This is a genomic window from Luteimonas padinae (assembly GCF_014652935.1).
In the GTDB taxonomy this organism is placed as follows: domain Bacteria; phylum Pseudomonadota; class Gammaproteobacteria; order Xanthomonadales; family Xanthomonadaceae; genus Luteimonas; species Luteimonas padinae.
In genome coordinates this window covers 277,395-298,377 of sequence record NZ_BMZT01000004.1, presented here as the reverse complement: position 1 = coordinate 298,377, position 20,983 = coordinate 277,395, and the positions used below count along the sequence as shown (strand labels likewise).

Annotated in this window: 20 protein-coding genes and 1 pseudogene; 10 read left to right on the top strand and 11 right to left on the bottom strand. The window is 73.1% G+C overall.

The annotated features are described in order from the left end of the window. Positions 1-283 precede the first annotated feature (283 nt). The 6 genes from aroE to IE168_RS06550 form a co-directional block, all read right to left on the bottom strand. Entirely contained in the window at positions 284-1,123 is an 840-nt protein-coding gene (gene aroE, locus IE168_RS06575) for a shikimate dehydrogenase (RefSeq protein WP_189496412.1), read from the bottom strand. Positions 1,124-1,287: 164 nt separating this feature from the next. Then, positions 1,288-2,277, bottom strand: a complete 990-nt coding sequence (hemB, locus tag IE168_RS06570) for a porphobilinogen synthase (RefSeq protein ID WP_189496409.1) — start codon at positions 2,275-2,277, stop codon at positions 1,288-1,290. 71 nt (positions 2,278-2,348) lie between these two features. Beyond that, complete coding sequence (locus IE168_RS06565; protein WP_189496408.1) at positions 2,349-3,959, bottom strand: PA domain-containing protein; 1,611 nt, start codon at positions 3,957-3,959, stop codon at positions 2,349-2,351. After that, entirely contained in the window at positions 3,952-4,374 is a 423-nt protein-coding gene (locus IE168_RS06560) for a post-PEP-CTERM-1 domain-containing protein (protein ID WP_189496406.1), read from the bottom strand. Before IE168_RS06560 ends, IE168_RS06565 begins: the two co-directional genes overlap by 8 nt. Positions 4,375-4,573: 199 nt before the next feature. After that, the gene (locus tag IE168_RS06555; RefSeq protein ID WP_189496404.1) at positions 4,574-5,593 is read right to left on the bottom strand and encodes a chorismate transformation FkbO/Hyg5 family protein; all 1,020 of its coding nucleotides are present in this window, start codon (positions 5,591-5,593) and stop codon (positions 4,574-4,576) included. After that, a complete protein-coding gene (locus IE168_RS06550; RefSeq protein ID WP_189496481.1) occupies positions 5,590-6,936 on the bottom strand; it encodes an NAD(P)/FAD-dependent oxidoreductase in 1,347 nt (448 codons plus the stop codon). Before IE168_RS06550 ends, IE168_RS06555 begins: the two co-directional genes overlap by 4 nt. Before the next feature lie 111 nt (positions 6,937-7,047). Here IE168_RS06550 and IE168_RS06545 point away from each other — a divergent pair, with 111 nt between their 5' ends. The 10 genes and pseudogenes from IE168_RS06545 (at position 7,048) to IE168_RS06500 (ending at position 14,978) form a co-directional block, all read left to right on the top strand. Then, complete coding sequence (locus tag IE168_RS06545) at positions 7,048-7,314, top strand: phosphopantetheine-binding protein (RefSeq protein WP_189496402.1); 267 nt, start codon at positions 7,048-7,050, stop codon at positions 7,312-7,314. A gap of 20 nt (positions 7,315-7,334) precedes the next feature. Beyond that, positions 7,335-8,018: a COG4648 family protein gene (locus tag IE168_RS06540; RefSeq protein ID WP_189496400.1), complete on the top strand. Its 684-nt coding sequence runs from the start codon at positions 7,335-7,337 to the stop codon at positions 8,016-8,018. Positions 8,019-8,077: 59 nt separating this feature from the next. Next, on the top strand, positions 8,078-8,830 hold the full coding sequence (locus IE168_RS06535; protein ID WP_189496479.1) for a lysophospholipid acyltransferase family protein: 753 nt from the start codon (positions 8,078-8,080) through the stop codon (positions 8,828-8,830). A 17-nt stretch (positions 8,831-8,847) separates the two neighbouring features. Next, positions 8,848-9,141 carry an ApeI family dehydratase gene (locus IE168_RS06530; protein WP_189496398.1) on the top strand — a complete coding sequence of 98 codons (294 nt, stop codon included), beginning with the start codon at positions 8,848-8,850 and terminating at the stop codon, positions 9,139-9,141. Then, positions 9,138-10,175 carry a lysophospholipid acyltransferase family protein gene (locus IE168_RS06525; RefSeq protein WP_189496396.1) on the top strand — a complete coding sequence of 346 codons (1,038 nt, stop codon included), beginning with the start codon at positions 9,138-9,140 and terminating at the stop codon, positions 10,173-10,175. Before IE168_RS06530 ends, IE168_RS06525 begins: the two co-directional genes overlap by 4 nt. Beyond that, positions 10,123-10,746 carry a LolA-related protein gene (locus IE168_RS06520; RefSeq protein WP_386659163.1) on the top strand — a complete coding sequence of 208 codons (624 nt, stop codon included), beginning with the start codon at positions 10,123-10,125 and terminating at the stop codon, positions 10,744-10,746. Before IE168_RS06525 ends, IE168_RS06520 begins: the two co-directional genes overlap by 53 nt. Continuing rightward, positions 10,743-13,094 (top strand): annotated as a pseudogene (locus tag IE168_RS06515) (MMPL family transporter); the annotation flags it as partial. The gene IE168_RS06520 and the pseudogene IE168_RS06515, both read left to right, overlap by 4 nt. Before the next feature lie 71 nt (positions 13,095-13,165). Further along, entirely contained in the window at positions 13,166-13,612 is a 447-nt protein-coding gene (locus IE168_RS06510; RefSeq protein WP_189496393.1) for a hotdog family protein, read from the top strand. 7 nt (positions 13,613-13,619) lie between these two features. Further along, a complete protein-coding gene (gene fabG / locus IE168_RS06505; protein WP_189496391.1) occupies positions 13,620-14,396 on the top strand; it encodes a 3-oxoacyl-ACP reductase FabG in 777 nt (258 codons plus the stop codon). A gap of 108 nt (positions 14,397-14,504) precedes the next feature. After that, positions 14,505-14,978 (top strand): hypothetical protein, encoded by a 474-nt coding sequence (locus IE168_RS06500; protein ID WP_189496389.1) that lies wholly within the window; start codon positions 14,505-14,507, stop codon positions 14,976-14,978. 30 nt (positions 14,979-15,008) lie between these two features. Here IE168_RS06500 and IE168_RS06495 read toward each other — a convergent pair whose 3' ends face one another. From IE168_RS06495 to IE168_RS06475, 5 genes are read right to left on the bottom strand one after another with little or no spacing between them, the layout of a single operon-like run. Beyond that, a complete protein-coding gene (locus IE168_RS06495; RefSeq protein ID WP_189496386.1) occupies positions 15,009-16,262 on the bottom strand; it encodes a cation:proton antiporter in 1,254 nt (417 codons plus the stop codon). A gap of 17 nt (positions 16,263-16,279) precedes the next feature. Next, a complete protein-coding gene (locus IE168_RS06490; protein ID WP_189496384.1) occupies positions 16,280-17,902 on the bottom strand; it encodes an NAD(P)/FAD-dependent oxidoreductase in 1,623 nt (540 codons plus the stop codon). Beyond that, on the bottom strand, positions 17,902-18,741 hold the full coding sequence (locus tag IE168_RS06485; protein WP_189496382.1) for a glycosyltransferase family 2 protein: 840 nt from the start codon (positions 18,739-18,741) through the stop codon (positions 17,902-17,904). Before IE168_RS06485 ends, IE168_RS06490 begins: the two co-directional genes overlap by 1 nt. Continuing rightward, positions 18,734-19,534 (bottom strand): beta-ketoacyl synthase chain length factor, encoded by an 801-nt coding sequence (locus IE168_RS06480; protein ID WP_189496380.1) that lies wholly within the window; start codon positions 19,532-19,534, stop codon positions 18,734-18,736. The genes IE168_RS06485 and IE168_RS06480 overlap by 8 nt, the downstream gene beginning before the upstream one ends. Continuing rightward, the gene (locus IE168_RS06475) at positions 19,531-20,727 is read right to left on the bottom strand and encodes a beta-ketoacyl-[acyl-carrier-protein] synthase family protein (RefSeq protein WP_189496377.1); all 1,197 of its coding nucleotides are present in this window, start codon (positions 20,725-20,727) and stop codon (positions 19,531-19,533) included. Before IE168_RS06475 ends, IE168_RS06480 begins: the two co-directional genes overlap by 4 nt. Positions 20,728-20,983 lie beyond the last annotated feature (256 nt).

The window sequence follows — 20,983 nt, the reverse complement described above, 5'->3', positions numbered from 1 at the left end:
GTGCTCGCGAATGGGGCGGGGGGCCGCTCTACAGACGAGGTCAGGCCAGAGGCTGCCTCAAGGAGCATGCGACCTCCCCGGGAAATCCCACCACCCGGCCAGATGGTCAGGCAGGGATAACGTACAAGGAGCAGCTACAGCTGCGACCATCAGGCCCGGACGTGCGAGGCATTGGCGCGGTCGCAGCTGTAGCTGCTCCTACAGGGAGCGCGAGGTGAGAGCGTGCGGTGGGGGCGTGCGGCGAGGGCGCGATGAGTGAGTGCGCGCCTGCGGGTGCAGCGCTTCAGTCCGCCGTCACCAGGTGTGCGTGCTCGGCGCGGAGTTCGCCGTAGATCTCGTCGGTTTCGGGGCGTGCGCCGTGCCAGCGCGCGAACGACAGCGCCGCCTGCTCCACCAGCATGCCCAGGCCGTCGACCACCGCGTAGGCGCCACTCGCGCGGCCCCAGGCCAGGAACGGCGTGGCGGCTTCGCCGTAGTTGAGGTCGACCGCGGCCATGCGCCGTCCGACCAGCGAACGCGGAAGCGTCGGCATCTCGCCGCCGCGTGCGGCCGAGGTGGCGTTGACCACCAGTTCGAACTCGCCCAGCGTGCCGATGTCGGCGAGATGGCGCGGATGCACGCGTCCGGGCTGGCCGAGCAGGTCGGCCAGGGCGTCGGCGCGGCTGGAGGTGCGGTTGACGATGTACAGGTCGCCGATGCCGGCGTCGAGCAGCGACGGCGCGACGCCGCGCGCGGCGCCGCCGGCGCCGATCAGCAGGGTCCTGCGCGCGCGCAGGTCGAGCCCGTGGCGGCCGGTGAGGTCGCGCACCAGGCCTTCGCCGTCGGTGTTGTCGCCGTGCCAGTCGTCGCCGTTGCGCACCAGGGTGTTGACCGCGCCGGCGCGGCGGGCGCGCTCGGTGACGTCGGCGCACAGCGCCAGCGCCTCCTGTTTCAATGGCAGGGTGACATTGGCGCCGGCGCCGCCGCCCGCGGCGAATTCCTCCAGCCTCGCGCGGAAGCTGCCGACGTCGGCGTCGATGGCCAGGTAGTCGATGGGAATGCCGGTGTCGCGCCCGAAGGCGGCGTGGATGCGCGGCGACAGCGAATGCGCCACCGGATGGCCGAACACGGCGTAGTGCTTCATGACCGTCTCCCGGACGCGTGCGGCGCGCGATGCACCACACTTTCGCGCCAGTCTACGCCTCCGGACCCGCCTTGCAGGTGCGGCTGCCGCGGTCAGCCGGAAAAACGCAGCGCCAGCCGCTTCCGCACCACTGATGCCGGGCCGCCCTTGTTGGAGCCGACGCCTCAGCCTTCGCGCAGCCAGCGTGCGGCGTCGAGCGCGAAATAGGTCAGCACGCCGTCGGCGCCCGCGCGCTTGAAGCCCAGCAGGGCCTCCATCGCGCACGCGCGGCCGTCGATCCAGCCGTTGGCGGCGGCGGCCTGGAGCATCGCGTACTCGCCGCTCACCTGGTAGGCGAAGGTCGGCACGCCGAAGGTCTCCTTCACCCGGCGCACCACGTCCAGGTAGGGCATGCCCGGCTTCACCATCACCATGTCGGCGCCCTCGTCGAGGTCGGCGGCGACTTCGCGCAGTGCCTCGTCGGTGTTGCCGGGGTCCATCTGGTAGGTGCGCTTGTCGGCCTTGCCGAGCGCCGAGGCGCTGCCCACGGCGTCGCGGAACGGGCCGTAGAAGCTGGAGGCGTACTTGGCCGCATAGGCGAGGATGCGGGTGTGGACGTGGCCGTCCTCCTCCAGCGCCATGCGGATCGCGCCGATGCGGCCGTCCATCATGTCGCTGGGCGCGACCACGTCGGCGCCGGCGCGCGCGTGCGAGAGCGCCTGCCTGACCAGGGCTTCGACAGTGACGTCGTTCTGCACGTAGCCGGCGTCGTCGACGATGCCGTCCTGGCCGTGGCTGGTGTAGGGATCCAGCGCCACGTCGGTGATCACGCCGAGCTCGGGGAAGCGCTGCTTGAGCGCGCGCACCGCGCGCTGGCACAGCCCGTCGTCGTCCCAGGCGGCGGTGGCGTCGAGCGACTTGGCCTCTGGTGCGGTGACCGGGAACAGCGCCAGCGCCGGCACGCCGAGGGTCGCGGCCTGCTCGGCCTCGCGCAGCAGCTCGTCGATCGACATGCGCGAGACGCCGGGCATCGAGGGCACCGCGGTGCGGCCATCGGCCTCGTGCACGAAAACCGGATAGATGAGGTCGTCGACGGTGAGCGTGTGCTCGCGCATCAGGCGGCGCGAGAACGCGTCGCGGCGCATGCGCCGGAAGCGGGAATCGGGATAGGTCATGGGGACATTCTACGCCCCGGAAAAAAAGCCGGCGCCACGTGGGCGCCGGCTCGCTCAACAGTGGAGCAGGATCAGCGCTTGGTGCAGAGCGTCACGGCGCTGGCCCTGGACTTCGGCACGAAGCCGAGGTCGCGCAGGCGGCTCACGAACGGCGCGATGCAGCTGCGGTACGCCGCCGTGCCGCCGCCATGAGCGTTGCGGCACATCGAGTCGGCGGCCTGCAGGTTGGCGCCGCCGATCAGGCCCACGCCTTCGGTGACCGCGATGCCCGTGTTGCAGGTGCCGCCGTTGGTGGTGGCATTGCCGCTGTTCACGATCCAGCCCAGGTCCTCGTACAGCGCCGGCGTCAGGTCCAGGCGCAGGTTGCCGTCCAGGTCCTGGTTGATCGACGGTTCCATCAGCGCGTTGGGGCTGTGGCTGATGTCGAAGTGCGAGAACGTGGAACCGGCAGCCAGCGTGGCCGGCGCATACAGGAGCGCGCGACCCTCGGCATCGGTGCCCGCGAAGCTGCCCTCGACTTCCGCCAGGGCCACCGTCGCGCCGGGAATGCCGGCCTTCAGGATGGCGCCGTCGGCCTGCGACACGCTGATCGTCGGCACCGTCGCGGCGACCGTCGGGTCCTCCGCCATCTGGATCACGCCGGTCGTGTTGTTGGCCACGATCACGGCGATGGCGCCGGCGTCCTGCGCGAACTTCGCCTTGATCTCGAAGGCGCAGGTGCCGCGGTCGACCACCGCGACCTTGCCCGCGTAGGCGTTGGCCGGCGAGGCCGCGCAGCCCTGCGACCCGGTTGCACCGCTGCCGTCGTTGACCAGCACCAGCTGGCCGCTGAAGTTGGCCGGCGTGGCTTCGGCGCCGAACTCCGCCGTGCCGTACTGGAACTCGCCGCTGGCGGTGCCTCCCGCGGTCAGCAGGACCTTCGGGGCCAGCGCCATCGGGACCTGGGTGGCCACGTTGGCACCGGTCCAGACCAGGCCGCCGCCCTTCGCCGCCGCCACGCGCTGGGCGTTGGTCATCTGCGGCCAGGCCTGGCCCGAGACGTTGTCGAACACGAAGCTGGAGTAGATGTCGGTATAGCCGGGAGCGATCGGGGCGCCCGTGGCCAGGGTGTAGAAGCCCTGGAAGTTCAGGCCGTGGCCGATCTCGTGCATCACCACGTCGAGGAAGTTGATCATCCCCGTCGGGGTGTTGCCGTCCAGGCCGTAGTACCAGCCCGAGGTCTCGAGGCAGCCCGGGGTGCCCAGGTTGGCGTTGAAGTTGCTGTTGATCTCGTCCTCTTCGGGATCGAGGTCCTCGCCCGCGAGCGCGTTGGCCAGCGCGCCGCCATAGGCGGTGGCCGCGACTGCGTTCGGGAAATCGCCGAAGATCTGGCGGGCGCCGGCCGAACCCAGCACGCCGCTGGTGGCGTCGCAGTTGAGCGCGGTGAACTGCGCGCGGACGTTGATGTCGACGTCGCTCTCGAGCACCGCACCCCACAGGTCGGCGGCGAAGCGGTAGGCGATCTGGCGCTGCTCGCCGACGGTGGTGCCGGGGTTGCCGCCGGCGGGCGTGGCCGGGGTCGGGTCGTTGAGGCCCACGCCAGGGCCGTTCATGTTGACCAGGACGATGTTCGCGGCGTCGGCGCTGCCGATGGCGAAGGTGGTGGCGGCCGCGAGGGCGCAGGCGAGGAGGGTCTTATTCACGGACGGCCTCCACGGTGCTTGCCGGTGCGGCGTGGGCGTCGCCGTGGCCGATCGCGATCGAGCCGTCGTCGAGCTGGTGGGCGGTCATCTGCGACATCAGCTCCTCCGGAACGTGCATCGACATGGTCCCGTTGGGAAGGCGGCGCAGGGTGCGGCGCGCTTCGGCCACGGTCTTCGGACCGGGCTTGGCGATGGACATCGGGTCGGCGGTCCGCAGGCGCGAGGACACGGCGGTGCGCAGCTTCGCCTGCTCGGCCGCGGTCGGCGCGCGCAGGCGGCCGGTGGCGGGGTCGATGGCGACGGTGACGCCGGCGTAGGAGCCGGACGCGGTGGCCTCGTCAGCGACGGGCTCTGCCGCATGCGCGGCGAAGCCGGCGGACAGGCCGGCAAGCAGGAGCAGGGTGGTGCATTTCATCGGGTGTTTCCTCGAAAAACGGGACACCCGGAGACGTCGTGGCCGAAGCCGCGTCCCCCCCGGACGGTGCCTCCAAGATCAATGCAAGGGTGGTGTTGCCGATGGGCCGTGTCGCGGTTGGCCCGCCCCGAGTCTGCAACGTTTCGGGCGCTCCGCTCAATTTTGCGGTGCAGCAGGACCTGCCTGCATGCTGGGCGGCTCAGTCGGCCGGCCGCCCGTGTACGCCGTCGATCTCGACGGCGAGTTCGCGGCGGCAGATCGCGGCGTGCAGCAGCAGGCGCGGTACCGCGTCGCCGAAGCGGCGCTCCAGCGCGTCGGCCACCAGCGCCAGGTCGTCGCGGTCGCGCACGTAGACCTTGAGCCGGGTGCCGGCGCCGAAGCGCGGCGGCAGCGACGGGTCGTGCATGCGGGCGGCGCCGACCAGGGCATCGAAGTTGTTGAAGGTCTCGTCCAGCTGCGCCAGCACTTCGCCGTCATGCATCGACACGTGGCCGACGACCGCGGCGGTGCCCGAGAGCATCAGCGGCATCGCGCTGCCCGCCGGCGGCAGCATCGCGCGGGCGAAGCTGGGAGGCTGCGGCCCGTAGCGGCGCGGGTAGCGGTAGGCGCTGACCTGGCGCGGGTTCTCCACCGGCGTGCCCGCCGCGACCGACGCCAGCCAGTAGACCTGCACCACGCGTTCGCCGTCGCAGCGGCCGATGGCGGTGGCCGCCGGCAGGCTGCGCACGTCGAAGTCGCCCAGGCCCTGCGCACGGCCGACGCAGAACGCGCGGTAGCGCTCGTCGTCGCCTTCGCCGAAGGTGATCGCGTCGACGTAGTTCCAGATCCGCAGCAGCCGCGGCGTGCGGCTCCCGGCGGTGAAGGCGGCCATCCGCGCATAGGCGGCGCGTGCGGCCTCCTGCACGTCGCCCTCGCGCTCGGCGATCTCGATCACGCCGAACATCAGCTCGCCGTCGCTGGCCCAGCGCACGCCGTCGTCGCAGCCGCGCATCACCGGGGCGTTGGCATGCCAGACCTCGTAGGGCGCATCGCCGTGCGGCTCAAGCGGCACGCGCAGGTAGCGCGGGTCGTCGAGCGACCCGGGTGCGTTGGCGCCGAAGCCGAACACCGCCTGCACGTCGTCGCCGTCCAGCAGTCGCGCAGGGTCGTCCGCGTGGACGTACTCCACCGCAAGCCGCGCCGCGCCGCCCTGCGACGCATCCCGCATCGCGCGGCTCATGGCTCGTCCGCCTGCAGCGTCTCGCCGCTGAAGCCGACGCGTGACTGGCGCCGGCGGCGCAGGCCGTTGCGCAGCGAGCGCGGCAGCATCGCCAGCGACGCCACCGCGTACAGCGCGCGGAACACGCGCAGCCGGCGGCGCACGCGCGGGTTGTCGAACACGTCGCCGGCCAGCATCGCGACCACCGCGTCCTCCACCTGGAAGATGTTCTTCGGGTTGGCGAACAGGTGGCGCATCGCCGGCGAGGTGAAGCGGTAGATGAACCACTTGAACTCGTCGGTGCCGGCGTCGATGTGGCGGCGCAGGGCCCGCTGCAGCGCCGCTTCGCGCGCGGGTTCGCGCAGCGCCGCGTCCACCATGTCCGCGGCCTTCTCGGCGCCGTGCATGGCCAGGAACACGCCCGACGAAAACATCGGGTCGACGAAGCAGTACGCGTCGCCCACCAGCACCCAGCCCGGGCCCGCCATCTCGGTGCATTCGTAGGCGTAGTTGCCGGTGGCGTGCACGTCGGCGCAGCGGCGCGCGCCGGCCATGCGCCGGGCCACCTCGGGCACGGTCTGCAGGGTGCGCATCAGGAAGCCCTCGCTGTCGCCGCGGCGGGTCTTCATGTAGTCGGGATAGCAGACCGCGCCGACGCTGGTGACGCCGTCGGGCAGCGGGATCAGCCAGATCCAGCCGTGCTCGTGGCGGTAGATGCTGACGTTGCCGGCATCCGTGCCCTCGCGGCGCTCCACGCCCTCGAAATGGCTGAAGACCGCGGCCGACTGGTGGCGCATGTTCTTGCGCTTGATCCGGCGCTTGCCGCCGAGGAAGGCGTCGCGGCCGCTGGCGTCGACGATGTAGCGCGCGCGCCAGCGGCAGGGGCCGTCGGGGCCGGCCGCGCCGACCAGGCTGCCGCCGCCGGGGAGGGGGTCGACTGCGGTCACGCGCACGCGCTGGCGTGCGTCCACGCCGCACTCCGCGGCGTGGTCGAACAGCACCCGGTCGAAGTCCGAGCGGCGCACCTGGAACGCGTGGTCGCAGCGGGCGTCGAGCGCGCGCTCGAAGCGGAACACGTTGTAGCCACCTTCGTCGGCCGGGAAGTCCGCGCCCGACTTGTGCACGCCGATCGCCGCGACCTTGTCGAAGGCGCCCAGGCGCTTGAGGATCGGCATGTTCATCGGCAGCAGCGACTCGCCGATGTGGAAGCGCGGGTGCGCGTCCTTCTCGAGCATCACCACCCGCCAGCCGCGGCGGGCCAGGAAGGTCGAGGCCGTGCTCCCGGCCGGGCCGCCGCCGATCACGAGGACATCGCAGTCCTCCACGGGGGCCTGGTTCGTGCTGTCTTCGGCGGGGCTCTGCATTTCGCGGCGTACGTCGGCCATGCGATCATCGGGGCCGCGAATGATAGCGCGCAGACGGCCGCGGGCCGGCCTGCCGCCATCCGTGCCCACAGCCGCAATGGAAGCCGCCAGATGTCCACCCAGTCCGCAGCCGAACGTGAACTCGCCGAACTCCTGGTCGAGGCCCTGAACCTCGACGACGTCGACGCCGCCGCCATCGATCCCGAAGCGCCGCTGTTCAACGCCGGCCTGGGTCTGGATTCGATCGACGCGCTGGAGCTGGCGCTGGCGGTGGGCAAGCGCTACGGCTTCCAGCTGCGTTCGGACAGCGAGGAGAACCGCCGCATCTTCGCCTCGCTGCGCGCGCTGTCGGCGCACGTCGAAGCCAACCGCGCCTGACGCCCGGCACGGAGCCGGCCATGGGCCTGGCCCTCACCATCGCGATGGCGGTGGCCTACGCCGCCTTCGCGCACCTGGCCAGCGCCACCCTCGACGATCGTTATGCCTACGTCGCCCTGTTGGCGCTGGTGGCGATGATGCTCGCCGCGGGCCTCGTCGCCCGGCGGCCCTGGGCCTGGGTGGCGCTGCCGCTGTCGCTGGCGGCCTGCCATGCGCTCTACCGCACCGGCCATGCCGGGCTGCCGCTGCTGCTGGCCCCGGTGGCGTTCGTGGCCGCGATCGCCTGGCTGTTCGCGCGCAGCCTGCGCTCCCCGCACGGCGCCCTGATCACCCGCATCGTCGCCGCCCTCGACGGCGCGACGCCGGCCACGCTGGCGCCCGAGCTGGTGGCCTACAGCCGCGGCCTGACCGCCGCCTGGGCCATCGCGCTGGCCGTGCTCGGCCTGGCCAACCTGGCGCTGGCGCTGGTGGCTTCGCCCGGCGGGCTGCTGGCCAGCCTCGGCCTGCAGCCGCCCGTCACCATCACCCGCGAGCAGTGGTCGCTGTTCGCCAACATCCTCAACTACGGCATCGTCGGCGGCTTCTTCCTGGTCGAGTTCGCCTGGCGCAAGCGGCGCTTTCCCGGCCGCTACCACAGCTTCGCGGGCTTCCTGCGCCAGATGGCCGGGCTCGGGCCCGCGTTCTGGCGCGATTTCCTCCGCTGAACGGGAAGCCGCCTGCTTCCATTGAGTATGCTTCGCCGATGCACCAACGCGTCGACAACATGGATGAGGCCGAATCGGCCGCGCGACGACTGGCCTGGGGCGTGCACAACGCCGTCGGCTTCGTGTTCACGCTGTTCTGGACCGCCGGCTGGATCAGCCTGGCGCTGCTGGTGCTGCTGGCCACCCGCCGCCGCGACGTCGCGCTGCGCATGGCCGCGCGCTGCTGGGCGCCGGGCCTGACCGGCGGAGCCGGGGCGCGCCTGGTGGTCGAGGGCGCCGACGCCGTCGACTGGTCGCGGCCGTACCTGCTGGTGTCCAACCACCAGTCGGTGATCGACATCTGCGCGCTGTTCCAGGCGGTCCCGGTGCCGCTGCATTTCCTGCTCAAGCAGGAGATGGCGAAGGTGCCGTTCGTGGGCTGGTACGCCCGCGCCTGCGGCATGCTGTTCATCGAACGCGACAACCCGCGCGCCGGCCCGCGCCTGCGCCGCGAGGCCGCGGCCCTGCTCGGCGCCGGCCACACGCTGTGCCTGTTCCCCGAGGGCACGCGCAGCCGCACCGGCGTGGTGGCGCCGTTCAAGGGCGGCGGGTTCCAGTCGGCCATCGACGCCGGCGTGGACGTGCTGCCGGTGGCGATCGACGGGGCCGGCGACGTGCTGCCGCCCGAGGGCTTCCGCGTGCGCGCGGGGGTGATCACCGTGCGCTTCGGCGCACCGCTGGCAACCGGCGACGCCTCCGGCGCGGCCGGCCGTCAGGCCCTGGCCGACGCCGCCCATGCGTCGGTGCTGGCGCTGCTGCGCCGGTCCGCCTGAGGAACGCGCGCGGCGCCATGGAGTTCGTGGTCGAGCACGTCCATCCCTGCCTGCCGGGACATTTCCCCGGCCGTCCGCTGGTGCCCGGCGTGGTCGTCGTCGACCACGTGCTGGCCGCCATCGAGCGCGGGCACGGTCCGCTGGGCGCGCTGCGCCTGCCGCAGGTGAAGTTCGCCAGCCCGCTGCTGCCCGGCCAGGCCGCGCGCGTCGAGCTCGAAGGAGCGGCGCCGCGCTGGCGTTTCCGCGTGCTGAGAGGCGACGCGGCCGGCGCCGACGTGCTGGTGGCCTCGGGCGAGGTGGCGCTGGCATGACCGGCAGCTGGAAGCAGCGCCGGGAAGGCGGCGGACTGTTCGCGCTCTGGCTGCTGCGCAGCGTCAGCCTGCGCGGCGGCCGCGGCCTGGCGCGCCTGCTGCTGGTGCCGATCACCGCCTACTTCCTGGCCCGCCGCGGCGAGGAGCGGCGTGACTCGCGCGCCTACCTGTCGCGCGTGCTCGGCCGGCCCGCGCGGCTGCGCGACGTCGCCCGCCACATCCACACCTTCGCCGCCACCATCCTCGACCGCGTGTTCCTGCTCGGCGGCGACATGCAGCGCTTCGACATCCGGGTGTCCGGGCTGGAGTCGCTGCACGCGGCGCTCGACCGCGGCCAGGGCGTGCTGGTGTTCGGCTCCCACCTCGGCAGCTTCGAGGTGCTGCGCGTGCTCGGCCGCCAGCGGCCGGAGCAGAAGATCCGCGTCGTGCTCGACAAGGCCCACAGCCCCGCGGTCACCCAGCTGCTGGACGCGCTCAACCCGGAGATCGCGGCCTCGGTGATCGACGCCTCGCAGGACGGGCCGGCGATCATGTTCGCGATCCAGCAGGCGGCGGCCGAGGGCGCGCTGGTGGCCCTGCTGGTCGATCGCACGCAGCCGGGCGAGGCCTCGCTGGCGGTGCCCTTCCTCGGTGAGCCGGCGGAGTTCCCGGTGGCGCCGTGGCTGCTGGCCTCGGTGCTGCAGGTGCCGGTGCAGCTGGCCTTCGGCCTGTACCGCGGCGGCAACCGCTACGATCTGGCGTTCGAACCGTTCAGCGACGGCCTGGCGATCCCGCGCCGCGAGCGCGCGGCGGCGGTGCCGGCGCTCATCGCGCGTTATGCCGCGCGCCTCGAACATCACGTGCGCGATGCGCCGTACAACTGGTTCAACTTCTACGACTTCTGGGGCGACCGTGAGCACAGCCGAAGCCAGCAAGACCCCGCGCCGGGCGCGACCACGCACGGGCCGACGATTGCGCCACAGCCCGGCCCTGCTGCTGGCGATGCTGCTGGCGACGGCGGCGCTCCCGTCCGTCGCGCAGCCGGCGGCGGTTGATCCGGCCTGGATCCTCGAGCGGCTGGCGCGCCCGGCGCCGGTGTCGACGCCGTTCGTCGAACTGCGCGGCTCGGCGCTGCTGAAGGCGCCGCTGCGCATCCAGGGCGAGTACGCGCGGCCCGACGACGACACGCTCGTGCGCCGCGTGCAGGCGCCCTACGCCGAAACCACGACCATCCGCCACGGCGAGGCGACCATCGCCCGCGACGGCCGCAGGCCGCGCACGTTCGCGCTGTCGCGGGCGCCGGAGCTGGCCGGGCTGCAGGCGAGCTTCGGCGCCCTGCTGGCCGGTGACGCGGATGCGCTGGCGCGCGATTACCGCATCGAATCCCGTGGCAGCCGCGAGGACTGGACCCTGGTGATGCAGCCGCGCGCGCCCGCCCTGGCCGCCAGCGTCCGCGACATCACCCTGCGCGGCCGCGGCGCCGAGCTGCGCTGCATCGAGACCCGCCCGGTCGAGGGCGCGCCGCAGCGCACCCTGCTGGCCGGCGCCGCGCGCGCCGCGGTGGCGGCCGGTGACGCCGCCGACGATGAGGCCCTGTGCCGCGAGCCCGGCGCCGCGGCGCAATGACGCCCGCGCGCCGCACCGCCCTCGCGCTGCTGTGGCTGGCGGCGCTGCTGGTCGCGGGCTGGCTGGTCGGCCAGCGGCTGGAACTCAGCGGCGACCTGCGCCGCTTCATGCCCGAGCCGCGCACGCCGGCGCAGAAGCTCTTGGTCGACGAGCTGGGCGACGGCCCGGGGTCGCGCCTGCTGCTGCTGTCGCTGTCGGGCGCTGCGCCCGAAGCGCTGGCCGACCAGTCGCGCGCGATCGCGGCGGCGCTGGCCGCCAACCCGGACTTCGAGTTCGTCGCCAACGGCACCGATGCCGGGCTGGAGGCGGTGCCGGAATCGCTGCGCCCCTACCGCTACCTGCTCTCGCCCGCGCTCGACGGCCGGCGTCTCGACGCCGACTACCTGGGCGGGCAGCTGGACGAGCGCCTGCAGGACCTGGGCTCGCCGATGGCCGCGCTGGTCGAACCGCTGCTGCCCTCGGACCCGACGCTGGAAATGCTCGCGCTGGCCGACGCCTGGCAGCCGAAGGCCGCGCCGCAGCGCCTGCACGGCGTCTGGTTCGACCGCGCCGGCCGCGAGGCCCTGCTGCTGGCGCAGACGCGCGCCGGCGGCTTCGACCCCACCGCGCAGCAGCGCGCCTACGACGCCGTGCAGTCCGCTTTCGCCGATGCCGCGGGCGGCAGCGGCGCGCGGCTCGGCATGACCGGCCCCGGCGCGTTCTCGGTCGAGATCGGCGGCCGCACCGCGCGCGAGGCGCAGTGGATCGGCACAATCGACAGCGTCGCCCTGGTCCTGCTGCTGCTGGTCGCCTACCGCAGCTGGCGCGCGCCGCTGATGGGCGTGCTGCCGCTCGCCACTGCGGGCCTCGCCGGCCTGGGTGCGGTGGCGCTCCTGTTCGAGGCCGTGCACGGCATCACCATCGCCTTCGGCTTCACCCTGATCGGCGTGGTGCAGGACTATCCGATCCACTTCCTCAGCCAGCAGCGCGCCGGGATCAGCCCGCGCGACAACGTGCGCGCGCTGTGGCCGGCGCTGCTGACCGGCGTGGTGGCCACCTGCATCGCGTACCTGACCTTCCTGTTCTCGGGCGTGGACGGACTGCGGCAGCTGGCGGTGTTCACGATCTCGGCGCTGGCGGCGGCCGCGCTGGCCACGCGCTTCGGCCTGCCGTCGCTGGTCGATCCGGCCCCGCGCGACCTGGCGGAGTCGCCGCGGCTGCAGGCGCTGTGGCGCGGCATCCAGCGCCTGCCGCGGCCGCGCTGGTCGCTGCTGCTGGTGGCGGCGGCCTGCGTGGCGGTGCTGGCCACCGCGCGCGGGCCGTTCTGGGAGAACGACCTGTCGAAGCTGACGCCGGTGCCCGAGGACGGCATGGCGCTCGACGCCCGCCTGCGCGAGGAACTGGGCGCGCCGGACGTGCGCTACGTGGCGGTGCTGCGCGGCCCGGATGCCGACGCGGCGCTGGCGGCGACCGAAGCCCTGCATCCGCGCCTGGACGCGCTGGTGGCCGACGGCGCGCTCGACGGCTGGGACAGCGCCGCCCGCTACCTGCCGCCGGTTGCCACCCAGCGTGCGCGCCAGCAATCGCTGCCGGCGCCGGCCGAGCTGCGCGACGCGCTGGCCGACGCACTGGCGGCGTCGCCGTTCCGCGCGGACGCGTTCGCCCCGTTCCTGGCCGACGTCGAGCGCGCGCGCACCGCCGCGCCGCTGCGCCCGGCCGACCTCGCCGGCACGCCGCTGGCGGCGACGGTGGACGGCCTGCTGCTCGACGCCGCGGATGGCAGCATCGCCCTGGTTTCGCTCAGCGGCATCACCGACGTGGCGGCGGTGGAGCGCGCAGTGGCTGCCGGCGGCGGCGAGCTGATGGACATGAAGATGGCCTCGGAATCGCTGGTGGCCGAGTACCGCGGCCGCGTGCTCGCCGCATTGGCGATGGCCGCGCTGCTGCTCGCGGCCACCGTGTGGCTGTCGCTGCGCGCGCCCGGCCGCGTTGCGCGCGTGCTGCTGCCGATGGCCCTGACCACGCTGGTGATCCTGGCGGTGCTGCGTGGCTTCGGCGTCGAGCTCAACCTGTTCCACCTGGTCGCGCTGATCCTCGCCGCGGGCCTGGGCTTGGACTACGCGCTGTTCTTCGAACACGCCGGCGACCGCCGCGACGACCAGCTGCGCACCCTGCACGCGGTGCTGGTGTGCAGCCTGATGACGCTGCTGGTGTTCAGCCTGCTGGCGCTGTCGTCGATCCCGGTGCTGCGCGCAATCGGCAGCACCGTGGCGATCGGCGTGGCCTGCAACTTCGTCCTCGCGCTGCTGGTCTCGCGCCACGACGCCGGCTCCGACACCCCCACCGGCGCCACCGCCACCCACGCCGGCGGCGCCGAAACCCCACCTGTAGGAGCAGCTACAGCTGCGACCGCCCCCCCGGCAAGACCAGGCCGGCACCCATGATCGGGCGCGACGACATCCTCGCCCTGGTCCCCCACCAAGGCGCCATGTGCCTCTGGGACGAGGTCGTGGCCCACGACGCCGGGCGGATCACGCTGCGCGCCTGGAACCACCGCGACGCCGCGCACCCGCTGCGCAGCGGCGGCCTGCTGCGTGCCGTCCACCTGTGCGAGTACGGGGCGCAGGCGATGGCGGTGCACGGCGGGCTGCGTGGCCGCGCCTCCGGCGTTGCGGTGCGTCCGGGCATGCTGGTGGCGCTGCGCGGCGTCGCGCTGCATGTGGCGCGCATCGACGACCTGCCCGGCGCCCTCGAAGGCGAGGCTGAGCTGCTGATGGAGGGCGAGGCCAGCCAGCAGTACGCGTTCCGGATCTCCCACAGCGGCATGCTGCTGGCCGAAGGCCGCGCCGCGGTGGTGCTGGGCGACGCCGCGGCCATGCCGGGATAATCACCGCATGAACCAGCCTTCCACGCCCTCGCCCGCATCAAATCCACGCGCCGCCGCCACGCAGAGCCGTCGCGCCCTGGTCAGCGGCGGCAGCGGCGACCTTGGCGGCGCGATCTGTCGCCAGCTGGCCGCCGACGGCGTCCACGTCATCGTCCACGCCAACGGCAACCTCGCGCGCGCCGAGGCGGTGGTGGCCGACATCGCCGCCGCCGGTGGCAGCGCACAGGCGGTCGCCTTCGACGTGGCCGACGGCGACGCGGCCGCGGCCGCCATCGCCGCGCTGCTGGAGGACGGCCCGATCCAGGTCGTGGTCAACAACGCCGGCATCCACGACGACGCGCCGATGGCGGGCATGTCCCCGGAGCAGTGGCGCCGGGTCATCGACGTCTCGCTGCACGGCTTCTTCCACGTCACCCAGCCGCTGCTGCTGCCGATGGCGCGCGCGCGCTGGGGGCGCATCGTCAGCGTGTCCAGCGTGGCCGCGGTGCTCGGCAACCGCGGCCAGTCGAACTACGCCGCCGCCAAGGCGGCGCTGCACGGCGCCTCGAAATCGCTGGCGCGCGAGATGGCCAGCCGCGGCATCACCGTCAACGTGGTCGCGCCGGGGGTGGTCGCCGGGCGCATGGCCGAGGCGGCGTTCCCGCCCGAGGTCGTGAAGCAGATCGTGCCCGCCGGGCGCGCCGGCAGCCCGGACGAGGTCGCGGCGGTGGTGCGCTTCCTGTGCTCGGACGCCGCCGCCTACGTCACCGGGCAGGTGATCGGCGTCAATGGCGGAATGGGCTGAAGGCGGTGCCTGCCGCACGCGGCGCCGGGTGCCCGCACCGCCAGTGGTGACGCCGGGTTCATGGCTGGCGGAGGATGATCCGGAGCCATCGCCTCCGGGGTTGACGCCATGACCGCCTCACGCCTGCTCCGCCTTGCCGCCGCCAGCACCGTGCTGCTGCTGGCCGGCTGCGCTTCGTCGCACATCCTGACCGGCACGCCGCGCGCGCCGATCGATCCTGCCCAGGTGCGCGTCTACTACGGCGCGCCCGGCGTGCCCTACGAGGAGATCGCGCTGCTGGAGACCTCGAGCGGCGCCTTCACCTATGGCGAGCAGAACAAGACCAACTCGGTCATGCGCAAGCTGCGCGAGGAGGCCGCCTCGCTCGGCGCCAACGGCATCCTGTTCCAGGGCACGGCCGACGGCTACGGCGGTGGCGGCGTCAGCGTCGGCGCCGGCACCGGCCGCTTCGGCGGGCGCAGCTACACCAGCGGCGGCGTGGGCGTGAACATCAGCCCGAGGCAGAAGCAGGGCCGCGGCGTGGCGATCTGGATGGCGAACCCGCCGCCGGAGCGCGCTCCGCTGCCGCCGCCGGCGAACTGACGCCGCTTTAGCTGACGCCGTTCCAGGCCGTCAGCCTTCGGGCAAGGCCCCGCCCGAAGGCGCGGCGGCCCGGCGCCGCCCCAGCGACAGGCTCATCAGCGGGCCGGTCATCACCGTGGTCAGGATCGCCATCACCAGCAGCATCGTGAACAGGTCCGGGCCGATGATCCCGGCGTCCAGGCCCACCTTCATCACGATCAGCTCCATCAGCGCGCGCGCGTTCATCAGCGAGCCCACCGCGAAGCTCTCGCGCCATCCGTGGCCCGACAGGCGCGCGCCGATCGCGCCGCCCAGGACCTTGCCGACCACGGCGACCGCCAGAATCAGCAGCATCGCACCCAGCGCGGCGCCGGCGAAGGCGTCGCGGGTGGTGCTGAGGCCGGCCAGCGCAAAGAAGATCGGCATCAGCACCACGATGGCGAGGTATTCCACGCGCTCGATCAGTGACTTCAGCAGGCGGTCGTCGCGCGGCAGGCAGGCGCCGAACAGGAAGGCGCCGAACACCGCGTGCACGCCCAGCCATTCGGTGACCGCTGCGCAGGCGAAGGCCCCGATCAGCAGCGCCGCCAGCACCATCAGCGAGGGCGCGCCGCCTGGCGCATTGGTGCGCAGCAGCCATGCGTAGAGCGGCCGCAGCAGCACGAACACCACCACCGCCAGCAGTGCAAGTCCGGCGGTCGCGCGCACGAAGCCGCCGTAGCCGTTGCCGGCGCCGACCAGCGCCACCACCAGCGCGAGCATGATCCAGGCCAGCACGTCGGCGATCGCCGCGCCGCTCAGGGCCAGGCGGCCGAGCGGCGTGTGGGTCATCGCGCGCTCCTTGAGGATGCGCGCCAGGATCGGGAAGGCGGTGATCGACATCGCCGCCGCCATGAACAGCCCGAACGGCGCCAGCCCCACGCCGTCGGGCGCATAGGGATGCAGCAGGGGCGAGACGGCGAAGCCCAGCCCCATCGGCACCAACACGCTGGCCACGCCGACCAGGCCGGCGGACTTGAGCTGCGCCTTCACCCCGTTGGGCGCGCGCAGCTCGACGCCGACGATGAACATGAAGAGCACCAGGCCCAGCTCGGCCAGCGACGCCAGGCCGGGCAGCGATTCCGGCGCGAACACGGTGGCGTGGAACTCCGGGAACCAGGCGCCGAACACGATCGGGCCGAGCACCAGGCCGGCGGCCATCTCGCCGATCACCGGCGGCTGGCCGACATGGCGCAGCAGCAGGCCGCAGGCGCGGGCGGTGGCGAGGATGATGACGAGCTGGAGCAGAAGCGGGCTGTGGTGCATCGGGATCCCCGGTGGGGTCAGGCGGCGGCGTACCAGACGGCCTCGAGCGACGGCACCGGCGCGGGCAGCCCGGCCAGCAGGCGATCCAGACCGTGGTCGCCGATGTCGGCATGCGACTCGCGCGCCCGCGCGAGGATCTCCGCGGCGAGCGCGTCCATCCGCGCGACGTTGCCGGCGATGCGTGCGTCGAAGGCGGCATCGTCGGCCGGGTCGCGCAGCTGGCGGTTGAGTTCGTGGAACCAGTCGATGCCGTGCTGGTCGAGCGAGCGGCCCGGCGCAGCCGCGGCTCCGACGCCGCGCGCCGCGTTGCGCTCGCCCCATTCGCGCAGCAGCGGCTGCATCGCGGCATTGAGCGCGCTGCCGCGCTCGAACATTGCACGCAGGCGCCCGTACATGCCGACGTCGGCGATGCGCCCGGCGAAGAACACCGGCGCCAGCAGCGCCCAGTAGAAGGTGTAGTCCCAGATCACCTTGACCGGCATGACCTGTTCGTCGCCGAACAGCGCGTACTGGTCCTGGTAGAGGGTCATGGTGTTGTCGTAGAACGAGCGGTACAGCTGTCCGTAGATCGCCGCGTGCGACGCGAATGGCGATCCGGCGCGGTCGCGCAGCACCAGGTCGGTGATGTAGGTGTTGGAGATCGCGATGAAGTCGCTGCCCGGCGAATAGAACGGATCCAGGAACAGCCCGGCCTCGCCGGTCAGCGCCCAGCGCTCGCCGAAGACCTCGCGGCAGCCGTGCGAGAAGTGGCGCAGGAAGCGGAAGTCCATCACCGCATGTCCTTCGAGCGCCGCCGCCACGCGCGGCTGGTGCCGGCGCAGCCAGTCCATGGCCTTGTCGTGGGTGTCCATGGTCTCGAGCGGATGCAGCGTGGCGTCGCAGACGATGCCCAGCGAGTGCGCGCCCGAGGCCAGCGGGATCAGCCAGAACCAGTAGCCGGTGCCGCACATGTGGTTGGTCGAGCGCCAGCGGTCGGGCGGCGTGCAGCGGTCGCGCCAGGCGGCGTCATCGGACCAGTCGTTGGGGTCGACAAGGCCTTCCACGCGCCACCACACGGCGTTGGCGTCATGCGCGTTGGCCTCGGCCAGCCCGAGCTTGCGCTTGAGCACGCCGGCGCGGCCGCTGGCGTCGACGACCCAGCGCGCGTCCACGTTGCCCTGCGCCTCGCCGCGCGACCAGCCGACCCGGTGGTCGCCGTCGTCCCCGGCCAGCTCGACGCCGCGCACCATCGTGCCGTCGCGGAAGTCGATGCCCTGCGCGCGGGCGCGCTCGCCGAGCATGGTCTCGAAGCGGCCGCGGTCGATCTGCCACGACGGCGTCGGCAGCAGGCGGCTGACGCCGATCTCGGTGCAGCGGTCGATGTCGTCGCGGCCGTCGGAGAAGAAGAAGCGGAAGCCGAACTTGCGGATCTGCTCCTCTTCGAGGTGTTCGCGCAGGCCCAGCACCTCGGCGAAGTAGTGCGCGCCGATCTCGACCGTGGATTCACCGACCTTGAACGCCGCTTCCGGCGCCGGGTGCGTGCGCCGCTCGAAGATGGTGATGGCGAGGGTGGGGTCCGCCTGGCGCAGCTGCAGTGCGAGGGTGAGGCCGGCCAGTCCGCCGCCCAGGATCGCGACATCCACATGCTGCGCGTTGTCCATCAACCATGGCCTCCCTTGGCCTCTTCGATGCGATTGCCCGCCACCACGGTAGCCGAACACGCGCGGTCGTCGTCGATGACCGGCGGGTTCCGCCTGACGCGTGTGTATTCAGCGATGACGTCGCCGTGCCGCAGCACCTGCCCGACCACGTGCGAGGTGATCGCCCACAGGTCGCGCACCAGGCGGAAGTGGCTCTTGCGGAACTGCTGGTCCGGCTGGTTGCAGGCGTAGCGGGTCTCGATCGGCACCGCGACCACGCGCGCACCGGCGCGGCGGGCGGCCGAGATCAGCATCTGCGCCTCGAACACGAAGCCCTCGCCCGGCACGTCGCGCAGCGTGAACACCTCGCGCGGATACAGCCGCTGCCCGCTCTGGGTGTCGACCACGCGGAAGCCGCAGCCCCAGCTGATGCCCCAGTCGCCGAAGTCGTTGCCCAGGCGCCGGTGCGGCGGCTGCGACGCGCGCTTGCGCAGGCGCGCGCCCACGATCACGCAGCCGGGATGGCGGTTGGCCGCGGCGATCAGCCGCGGGATGTCGGCGGCGTCGTGCTGGCCGTCGCCGTCCATGGTCGCCACCGCGCGCATGCCCAGGCGCTCGGCCTCGGCGAAGCCGCGGCGCAATGCCGCGCCCTTGCCCATGCGGCGGGCGTGGCGCAGCACCCGCACGGGCAGGTCGGCGATGCGGGCCACGGTGTCGTCGTCGGAGCCGTCGTCGACCACGATCACGGTCGCGACCTGCGCCAGCGCATCCTCGACCACGCCGCGGATGCGCAGGGATTCGTTGAGCGCCGGGATCACCACGGCGACGTCGTCGTGCTGCAGCGGCGCGCGCTCAGCCATGCGCGAGTTCCACGCGCAGGGTGCGGCCGTGGCCCGCGTGCAGCAGCGCGAGGTCGCCGCGGCCGGCGAGGGCATCGAACAGCGGCAGCATCGGCGCCATCGCATTGCCGGCACCGTGCCGCGCCAGCGGGCCGTGGCGCTCGGGTGCGTCGGCATCGAGCAGGGTGGCGCGCAGCAGGGTGCCCGGCCCGGCTCCGGTCGCGTCGGGGCCCTGACAGGCCGACAGCACCAGCGCGGCGCCCAGCAGCCCCCGGCTTCGCGAGATCGCGCCCAGCGGCCCGGTGCCCTCGGTGTCGTAGGCGACCAGCAGCACGGCGTCGTCGCCGCAGGCCAGCTGCGCCAGCGCTTCGACGAGGCCCTGCGCGAAGCTCGCCCGGTGCGCGCTCAGCGCCGTGGCCGGGCGCACGCAGCCGGCGCCGATGGTCCAGTAGCCGGCGGCGGCGTTGTGCACCGAGTTGTGGAACTTCGTCGGCGAGATCGCGCGCGGATCGTCGGCCAGCGTGGCGCACATGTAATCGGTGATGGCGAGGTCGCCGTGGGTGGTAGCGAACACCGACGGCAGCGCCGCCGGGTCGCGGCCGGCGGCCTCGCAGGCGGCCAGCGCCACGTCCAGCGCCACGGCCACCGATGGCGGTGCGCGCCGGCGCTCGTTGGGTGCCAGCAGGGCCGGCGAGGGCTTGCCCGGCTCGCCCGGCGGCGTGCCGTCGCGGACGTGGTCGAGGGCGGCCTGCCAGGACGGCAGCCCGGCGGCCCAGAAGCCGATGCCTTCGATGCGCGCGGTGAGCGTGTTCATGCGCGCCCGAACACCAGGGCGGCGTTGTTGCCGCCGAAACCGAAGGAGTTGTTCATGGCGTAGCGGATGTCGGCCCCGGTGGCGTTGTCGAAGCGGATCTGCGGGCCGCAGGCGGGATCGGGAACCTCGCTGTGCAGGATGCCCGGCAGCAGCCCGTGTTCGAGTGCGATCAGCGCGAACACCGATTCGACGATGCCCGCCGCGCCCAGCGTGTGCCCGGTCCAGCCCTTGGTGGAGCTGGCGTGCAGCGTGTCGGGGAACAGCGCCGCCACCGCCGCCGCCTCGACCGCGTCGTTGGCCGGCGTCGAGGTGCCATGCAGGTTGAGGTAGCCGACCTCGACCGGCGCGATGCCGGCGCGGGCGAGCGCGTCGCGCATCGCCAGCGTCGCGCCGAGGCCGTCGGGATGCGGCGCCGACATGTGGTGCGCGTCGCTGGACTCGCCGTAGCCGCGCAGCTGCAGGCCACCGGCCCCCGCCTGCGCGCGCTCGAGCACGGCGAAGCCGCCGGCCTCGCCCAGCGACAGGCCGTCGCGATCGCGGTCGAACGGCCGGCAGGGATTGGCCGACACCAGCCCCAGCGAATTGAAGCCGAACAGCACGCTGCCGCAGAGCGTGTCGACGCCGCCGACGAGCGCGGCGTCGACCAGGCCGGCGTGGATCAGCCGCGCCGCCTGCGCGAACACCTTGGCGCTGGACGAGCAGGCGGTGGCCACGGTGATGCAGGGGCCGCGCAGGCCGGTGGCGGCCTGCACGAAGTCGCCCAGCGAGTGCGGCGTGTGCACGATCGGCCGCGCGAGGTCGGCGGGAAAGGCGGGCACGCCGTCGGTGCCCGGCTGCAGCCGGGCATAGGCCTCTTCGCTGGCGCCGATGCTCGAGGTCGAGGTGCCGATCACCACCGCCACGCGCTCGGCGCCGTGGCGCGCGCGCACCGACGCCACCGCGTCCATGAGGCCGTCGTGCTGGAGCGCCATCCACGCCAGCCGGTTGTTGCGGCAGTCCCACTGCGCGAACTCCGCCGGCAGCGCCCCGTCCTCGAGGCCGTCGACGCGGCCGATCCACGCCGGCAGCGGGTCGGCGCCGAAATCATTGGGCCGCAGCCCGCCGCGCCGCGCGCGCAGCGCCTCGACCTGGGCCGCAAGGCCGCGGCCGAGCGCGGTGGTGGCGGTATGGGCGGTGATCGCCAGGGCCGGCATGGGCGGCAACGACTGCGATGACGGCAAGGCGCGGGTCCGGCGGTGGAAAGGGGGCGAGTATAGCCACGGCGCCCGCAGCCCCGGATGATGGCCGCCGGGCACGTCGACATCCCCGCCGGACGCCCCTGTCAGTCCCCTGCCCGCAACCCCGTCCGCAACACCCTGTGCGCAACACCCTGTAGGAGCAGCTACAGCTGCGACCCCGGGCTTGCGAATCCTCTCCTCCGACCTCCAACCCGGTTTTCCGGGATACCGG

Coding starts and splice junctions, on each gene's coding strand:
- aroE (WP_189496412.1), bottom strand. CDS start 1,123: ATGAAGCACTACGCCGTGTTCGGCCATCCGGTGGCGCATTCGCTGTCG.
- hemB (WP_189496409.1), bottom strand. CDS start 2,277: ATGACCTATCCCGATTCCCGCTTCCGGCGCATGCGCCGCGACGCGTTC.
- IE168_RS06560 (WP_189496406.1), bottom strand. CDS start 4,374: ATGAAATGCACCACCCTGCTCCTGCTTGCCGGCCTGTCCGCCGGCTTC.
- IE168_RS06555 (WP_189496404.1), bottom strand. CDS start 5,593: ATGAGCCGCGCGATGCGGGATGCGTCGCAGGGCGGCGCGGCGCGGCTT.
- IE168_RS06550 (WP_189496481.1), bottom strand. CDS start 6,936: ATGCAGAGCCCCGCCGAAGACAGCACGAACCAGGCCCCCGTGGAGGAC.
- IE168_RS06545 (WP_189496402.1), top strand. CDS start 7,048: ATGTCCACCCAGTCCGCAGCCGAACGTGAACTCGCCGAACTCCTGGTC.
- IE168_RS06540 (WP_189496400.1), top strand. CDS start 7,335: ATGGGCCTGGCCCTCACCATCGCGATGGCGGTGGCCTACGCCGCCTTC.
- IE168_RS06535 (WP_189496479.1), top strand. CDS start 8,078: ATGGATGAGGCCGAATCGGCCGCGCGACGACTGGCCTGGGGCGTGCAC.
- IE168_RS06530 (WP_189496398.1), top strand. CDS start 8,848: ATGGAGTTCGTGGTCGAGCACGTCCATCCCTGCCTGCCGGGACATTTC.
- IE168_RS06525 (WP_189496396.1), top strand. CDS start 9,138: ATGACCGGCAGCTGGAAGCAGCGCCGGGAAGGCGGCGGACTGTTCGCG.
- IE168_RS06520 (WP_386659163.1), top strand. CDS start 10,123: ATGCTGCTGGCGACGGCGGCGCTCCCGTCCGTCGCGCAGCCGGCGGCG.
- IE168_RS06510 (WP_189496393.1), top strand. CDS start 13,166: ATGATCGGGCGCGACGACATCCTCGCCCTGGTCCCCCACCAAGGCGCC.
- fabG (WP_189496391.1), top strand. CDS start 13,620: ATGAACCAGCCTTCCACGCCCTCGCCCGCATCAAATCCACGCGCCGCC.
- IE168_RS06500 (WP_189496389.1), top strand. CDS start 14,505: ATGACCGCCTCACGCCTGCTCCGCCTTGCCGCCGCCAGCACCGTGCTG.
- IE168_RS06495 (WP_189496386.1), bottom strand. CDS start 16,262: ATGCACCACAGCCCGCTTCTGCTCCAGCTCGTCATCATCCTCGCCACC.
- IE168_RS06490 (WP_189496384.1), bottom strand. CDS start 17,902: ATGGACAACGCGCAGCATGTGGATGTCGCGATCCTGGGCGGCGGACTG.
- IE168_RS06485 (WP_189496382.1), bottom strand. CDS start 18,741: ATGGCTGAGCGCGCGCCGCTGCAGCACGACGACGTCGCCGTGGTGATC.
- IE168_RS06480 (WP_189496380.1), bottom strand. CDS start 19,534: ATGAACACGCTCACCGCGCGCATCGAAGGCATCGGCTTCTGGGCCGCC.
- IE168_RS06475 (WP_189496377.1), bottom strand. CDS start 20,727: ATGCCGGCCCTGGCGATCACCGCCCATACCGCCACCACCGCGCTCGGC.